This is a genomic window from Caldisericota bacterium (genome assembly GCA_034717215.1).
Lineage (GTDB): Bacteria > Caldisericota > Caldisericia > Caldisericales > Caldisericaceae > UBA646.
Window position 1 is genome coordinate 1 of the sequence record JAYELD010000142.1, and the last position, 6,352, is coordinate 6,352.

A 6,352-nucleotide genomic window follows, 5' to 3' on the forward strand; every position below is an offset into this window, starting at 1 on the left:
ACAGAATATTCTACCGACTATGGAAGGTGTTAATTATGAGAAAGCAAGAATTATTAAAGAAAAAACGGAGATCTACCTGTATGAAAAACTACTTTTAGGGTGTTGACTTTATCACAGTATCTGGCACTTTGTGATCATTTTTAGAGAATAGGAATTTGTATATAATAAAATATGGGCAGAGCAAAAAGAATAGAGTACAAAGGTGCTATATATCACGTCATTTCAAAAACAGTAAGCAGCGAAAATGCTTTTACGGGAGAAAAAGATTACAAGTATTTTATAAAACTTACCTGTGATGCCTTTTTAAAATATCAGGCAATACTTCTTTCCTTTGCATTGATGAAAAACCACTATCATCTTTTACTAAAAACAGAAAATGCCAATCTTTCACAAATAATGCATGAAATTAATTCAAAATATGCACACTATTTTAATTCTGCGCATATAAGAAAAGGCCACCTCTTTCAGGACAGATATAGAAGTTATTTAATTACAAATGATGAGTATTTTATAAATGCCTTTGTATATGTTAATTTAAATCCATTAGAAGCACAATTAGTGGAACAGCTTGAGGATTACAAATGGTGCAGTTATAGATATTTCAAGGATAAAAATAATGCTCCGAAATGTTTAAATTTAGAAGAAATTCATAACCTCTCGGGCATTGAAATCTCCAGGATTACCCAATTCATAATGTCAAAAGTGCCAGAATCTAAAAAGTATGGAAGAGAAATCAATGAACACGACTCAGAAGAAAATATAAAAAAAATTAGAGAAATATCTAACAAAATTCAAGATAAATATGGAAACATCATTAACAATAAAGAGCTTAAGTATCTACTAATCTACGCACTATACTTCAAAAAATTTAAATTAATAGATATATCTTTTGCATTAGAAATGCCATATGCCACAATAAGAAGAATTAAAAACAAAGCAGAAAAAAGAATGTCTTCTGACACTATATTCACTGAATGGCTTAGCAAAATATGCAAATGTTTTTGATTACCAAAATGATCACAAAGTGCCTAGCACTTTATGATCATTTTCAGAGAATAGGAAGACATGTATAATAAAGTATGATTAAAATACTTGTTGCAACAAAAAATAAAGGAAAAATAAAGGAAATTAGGGAAATCCTCAAAACCCTGTCCATTAAAATTATTGAATTACCAGAAAATGACGAAGACACCGTTAAAGAAGACGGAGAAACCTATCTTGAAAACGCACTTAAAAAAGCACAATATTATGCAAATAAATACAAACTTCCCACACTCTCGGATGATTCTGGTTTGGAAGTCGATGCCCTGAGTGGTGCACCTGGAATAAATTCCGCACGTTTCCTTGGCGAAAAAACTTCCTTTGATGAAAAAATGAAAAAAATCCTGGAGCTGCTTAAAGACAATTCAAACCGCAAAGCACGGTTTAAAACTGTAGTTGCACTATACCTTCCAAGAGAAAAAAGGTACTTTACGACAGAAGGAATAGTAGAAGGAGAAATTTTAGAAGCACCAGAGAAAAAAGAGGGAAGCGGTTTTGGCTATGACCCTATTTTTAAACCAATCGGTTTCGATAAAAGTTTTTCAATGCTCGGAAAAGAAGTTAAAAATAAAATAAGCCACAGAAGCAAGGCGCTTGACAAAATGAAAAAGATTATAGAAGAAAATTTTTTAGGAGGCAATAAAATGATAGAAATAAAAGTAAACGGAAAAAGATTCCCAGCAAATAAATATATCTATGAAGTTTTTAAATCTGTGATTTTTGCACTGATTAACACATTAAAAAATGTACCGGAGATAGATTCGGTAGAAATTACAATAAAGAAAGACAAAGAAAAAGAGATTTCTTAGGCATACACACATCCCTTAACAAAAATGATCACTTTGTGCCAGGCACTTTGTGATCAAAAAATGATCGGTTGGTGCCAGACACTTTGCGATCACTTTTAACGGATTAGCGAGTAACCCACTCGATGCGAACTCTGCCAATCACAGATACTATCACTTTAATTTGCTTTGTCCCGCTTCTATTTATCAAGTTAATATGCCCTCCACCTTTTTTAGATATCCCCCGGTTATTGAAATTAAGATCAATTGTTGCAGTGTTCCCTGGTGCGCTTAATGGGCCAAATGTAACTGAATCGGGAACATTTTTTCCAAAATGTTTTGGAAATCCATAAGCATCGCTAAACTTTCTTTTTATTATCTTACCCGAGCCTAACACATAATTTGCATCATAATCTGCTTCAATTTTATATTCATTTTGTTCAGGATAAAAATGAATTCTAAAGTGCGCTGCACTGTTGTTGCTGTAAACAATTGCAATCTGCTGCACAAACCGAATATCCTGCTGAACTTGCGCAGCAGCATTATATAAAGAACGTTCAACAATATAGTTTGAAGTCATAGGAAGACCAACTCCTACCATAATAATAATTATGGCAATGACGATAAGAATCTCGATAAGAGTAAATGCTTTGCGGGAATAGGTAATATTTGTCATACAGTATTCCTTTTAAGAAACAAAACTTTTCTTTTGAGAGTATAGTTCAAGTTGAACTTCAATAATTGATTAACATCAAAATTCAAATAAATGATAGAAATATGGTTAATTATAAAAAAATTTTTAGGATATATTTGATTGTGCTTTGTCATCTATTTGCCGCAATCAAAGGCCTTACTGCTTCCTTGTTCCTCCCTTTTTGCAGAATATGTCATCTGAATTACGGCAAAAATGATTTCGTATTATCGTTGAATCCATAATATCTTTACACGGCCAATTACTGAAACAATAATCTGAATTTGCTTACTTCCCGAGCTGTTTTGCAAGGTGATATAGCCTTCATTATCATAAGGATTCCCAGAACTATCTTTTGTATGAGGTTTTCCGAGATTATCGAAGAAAAGTTCTTTAACGGGTATTTCTGCTCCGGAGTTAACAACATATATAGAAGGAGGAGAGTTTACTCCAAAATATTTTGGGAAACCGTAAGCATCGTTAAACTTTCTTGTAATGATTTTGCTCCCGTCTTCACTTGTTTCTACCGTGTAGGAATTGTTTGTAGAGTCAAAATGAATTTTAAATTTACTCGTTGTACTGTGCGTAATTGCAAGCTGCTGCGCAAGCCGAATATCCTGCTGCACCTGCGCAGCAGCATTGTATAAAGAACGTTCAACAATATAACTCGAAGTCATAGGAGCAGCGACTCCCACCATAATAATAATTATGGCAATTACGATAAGAAGCTCAATAAGAGTAAATGCTCTACGGGCTTTGGAAATCTTCATACGAAATTTCCTTCCAGGAAGACAAACCCAGCTCTGCGTTGGAGATGCCACTCGAAACATGCCCTGAAACATCGGCGGTATTGAAACCAGTGGGCTTATAATACGTCTTAACGTCTCCAAGCATTTTTATATTTCCCGGCGTTACCATTGCCCCATAACAATCAAATGTACCAGTGCCCTCTATCCCACCTACCGCGTAAAGCAACCCATAAAACTCTGCAGTACCAGCCTGTTTCTTTTTCTTGGCCGTACCTTTAACAATAAGAGCAAACTGAGGTTCGTCGGGGCAGACAGGATCACCATTCTCGTCCAGACTATAATCTCCGATCTTCGCATTGCTATTTATCGTAACATTGCCACCTACAACAACAATTCCTTTTAATTTAAAAAGATCACCAGCGGTTATCGTCACATCACCGTTAATATAATAAACAATATTTTTTGCATTGTCTTGAAGGTCAAAGAGCTGTATTGCATTTAATATATTGAAATCGGCGCATGATTCTTCTGGAGAAACAACATTACCATCATCCACAGTACAACCCATCAAATCACTATAAAACTTTTGTATTTCATCTAAAGTATTGCCCGTATCATCTGAGCCAAGACAGCTCTGGATAACCGCCGCAACTAATCCATCTCCAGCTGATGTATCAGGATAGCCTTCTTCCGATCCATCATACGGCTCATCTCCTGTTTTAAACTCATATGCCATATCCGCGTTATATTCATCAAAAGAAGGAATTTCAGCAGCAGCCATTCCCGTCACTTCACCCCCGCTTGCAATTCCTGCAGGAATGTCGTCAGAAGAAGCATAAGCTGCCCCTCCATCAACTCTTAAACCTCCTGGGCCCTGACCTTTTGATATTATCTTCCCATTTGCAAAAATGTCTCCTCCTATCTCTTGAGAATTCCCACGAAACTCAATATCTCCACCAGCAAGTAGTCCATAATTAATGGTTGCATCAGACGAACTATTAAAAACAACTTCACATTCTGTGCCAATTACCCTCCTTGCAAGCACATCGCCGTCCTTTGAACTGTAAACCGTACCTAACGAATAAATTTCCAAAAGAGCAGCATGTTCTTCCCTTAAAGGATCATGATGTACAATACCGTCGCTTATTTTTTTAATCGTCACTTTATAGGTTATATAAGGAACATCATTATCTGATTCAGAATATCGATGTTCTGAAAGATACAAGGTATAAACTGGATCATTAGATGCAATATTTTTAACATTTTCCAAACTTAGATAATGATCTGCATCCCTTGGCATCATTATCCCATCCTGGTAATCCGGCGGCAACCAAAAATAAGTGTTTCTTAGATCAAATAACACCTGAGAAATACATGATTCTGCTGCAACCAAAGCCCTTTCCGAAGAAGCACGAGCATTAGAAACTTTTTTATCGGTTATAACTTTTGCGCTTATCCCTACAATGGATATGAGGAAAAGAGCTGCAATAAGCACTACTGTAATCAATGCCATCCCTTTTCTTTTATGCAATATCATTTTAATCACCTCCTATGGTGATGGTGGTATTTCATAACCAGAATTTCTTGAAAATACCAATGAAGTAAAGGAAATTGTCCTTTCTTTTCCAAAATAGTCCAGTTTCCCTACGGCAATCATTATAATCTTGCCGCCCGCCCTTACAAAATACACCTTTACCAACTGGTGTAGATCCTCAGTAATGGGCTGTGTAGAAATCGGGTCTACCCCCTGGGTAGCACCATGTTGATACTCTTCTCTATAGATGGCATAACTATCCCCGTGAGGTTTAATCAAATAATAAATGTCCCTCATATTAGTACCATCGTAGCGTATAAAACTAAGTTTTTCTCCCATTGAATTTGGCTCGGGTTCTAAAATTAAACTCGTAATAGAAGTATCACCCGGATCCTTATTTGCCTGCCTGAAATCGTAAGACATCTTATCAAGTGCAAAACGAAAATTCTGCTGGAATATCATTTCCTGCTCGTAAGCACTTCTCATTGAAAAAAAGCGAGAAAGAGTTGAAAAAGATAGAGCAATTATAACAAGGAAAACAGCAACCGCAACAACCAACTCAACCAATGTAAACCCTTTCCTCTTTCTATTAATCGCTAAATCTTGCATCATTTTTTTCTCCTGTAATAGTAATGCTCTTCTCAACGCCACCTATATCCCAGAATATAGTAACTTTCACCTCAAAAATCTTCTTTGTGGTATCCAGGTCCGGAGTTCTATCAGTGATGACAATCTGTTTTTTGTAGTGGGGAAATACCTCCTTAAGGAGGATGAGCGTATATTCACCATAAGCATCAGGACCTTGAACCTCGATACTACTTGGAAGAAGTAAATTGGCAGGAACGCTCACTAAACTCTCTATTGTAAATGAAGCATCAGCAAGCTGTCCAGAATCATAGATTGCAATGTCTGAAGCTGTATCTAGTGGATAGTTAGGCAAGTATTCTCCTCCTTGGACAAGAATAACAAGCACAGTACTAGCAAGGTTCTGAATGTCTTCCAGCTGCAATTGAGCAAGGTTTTGGCCAGTTGTTTGGATACGGAGGTCGGCTACATTTCTATAATAAGAGTAATAACTGGTTAGCAATCCAAATGTTACAATCATAAGGATAGCCAGTGCTATTATTACCTCAATTAAGCTAAACCCTTTTTTTGCATTGCAAAGACGCTTTATTCTCATCGCTCTCCTATCCATTCCCTTTTAATAGGTATTCCCCTTTAATAGGTATTTTACCTCAAACAATGTCTCAAGTCAAATATATCATCCAATTAGAATAAAAAAATGCCGGTTACGCCACTCAGCTCCCTGTATCCCACAGCGTCCATCCACAAGATACAGCTCTTCGCTGTCATTTTTTTTACATACCGCTCTATTATACTTAACATAATTTTAAACTCTTTTTTTATTCTTGTCAAGTCACCGAATTGCCTCATCAAAAATCTATACGAAATAGTATCGTTGGTTCATTAAAATCTATATGAAAATTTTAAAAAAGAGTTGAAAAGAATAAAATGGGATTGCCAAAAAAGATTGCAAAGACAAAGAAAAAGA

The 6,352-nt window shown here is 35.9% G+C and carries 7 protein-coding genes and 1 riboswitch; of the genes, 2 read left to right on the forward strand and 5 right to left on the reverse strand.

The features are described 5' to 3' along the window. Nucleotides 1-171: 171 nt before the first annotated feature. Together U9Q18_05915 and rdgB are read left to right on the forward strand one after the other, a co-directional pair. Nucleotides 172-1,005: a transposase gene (locus tag U9Q18_05915; protein ID MEA3313894.1), complete on the forward strand. Its 834-nt coding sequence runs from the start codon at nt 172-174 to the stop codon at nt 1,003-1,005. 74 nt (nt 1,006-1,079) lie between these two features. Next, the gene (gene rdgB / locus U9Q18_05920; protein MEA3313895.1) at nt 1,080-1,850 is read left to right on the forward strand and encodes an RdgB/HAM1 family non-canonical purine NTP pyrophosphatase; all 771 of its coding nucleotides are present in this window, start codon (nt 1,080-1,082) and stop codon (nt 1,848-1,850) included. A gap of 103 nt (nt 1,851-1,953) precedes the next feature. Here rdgB and U9Q18_05925 read toward each other — a convergent pair whose 3' ends face one another. The 5 genes from U9Q18_05925 to U9Q18_05945 form a co-directional block, all read right to left on the reverse strand. Then, nucleotides 1,954-2,502 (reverse strand): prepilin-type N-terminal cleavage/methylation domain-containing protein, encoded by a 549-nt coding sequence (locus U9Q18_05925; GenBank protein MEA3313896.1) that lies wholly within the window; start codon nt 2,500-2,502, stop codon nt 1,954-1,956. A gap of 242 nt (nt 2,503-2,744) precedes the next feature. Then, nucleotides 2,745-3,287, reverse strand: a complete 543-nt coding sequence (locus tag U9Q18_05930; GenBank protein MEA3313897.1) for a prepilin-type N-terminal cleavage/methylation domain-containing protein — start codon at nt 3,285-3,287, stop codon at nt 2,745-2,747. After that, nucleotides 3,265-4,803: a hypothetical protein gene (locus U9Q18_05935; protein ID MEA3313898.1), complete on the reverse strand. Its 1,539-nt coding sequence runs from the start codon at nt 4,801-4,803 to the stop codon at nt 3,265-3,267. Before U9Q18_05935 ends, U9Q18_05930 begins: the two co-directional genes overlap by 23 nt. A gap of 12 nt (nt 4,804-4,815) precedes the next feature. Continuing rightward, complete coding sequence (locus U9Q18_05940; protein MEA3313899.1) at nt 4,816-5,412, reverse strand: prepilin-type N-terminal cleavage/methylation domain-containing protein; 597 nt, start codon at nt 5,410-5,412, stop codon at nt 4,816-4,818. Next, nucleotides 5,390-5,980, reverse strand: a complete 591-nt coding sequence (locus U9Q18_05945; protein ID MEA3313900.1) for a type II secretion system protein — start codon at nt 5,978-5,980, stop codon at nt 5,390-5,392. Before U9Q18_05945 ends, U9Q18_05940 begins: the two co-directional genes overlap by 23 nt. 94 nt (nt 5,981-6,074) lie before the next feature. Further along, a riboswitch (cyclic di-GMP riboswitch) is annotated at nt 6,075-6,161 on the reverse strand. Nucleotides 6,162-6,352 lie beyond the last annotated feature (191 nt).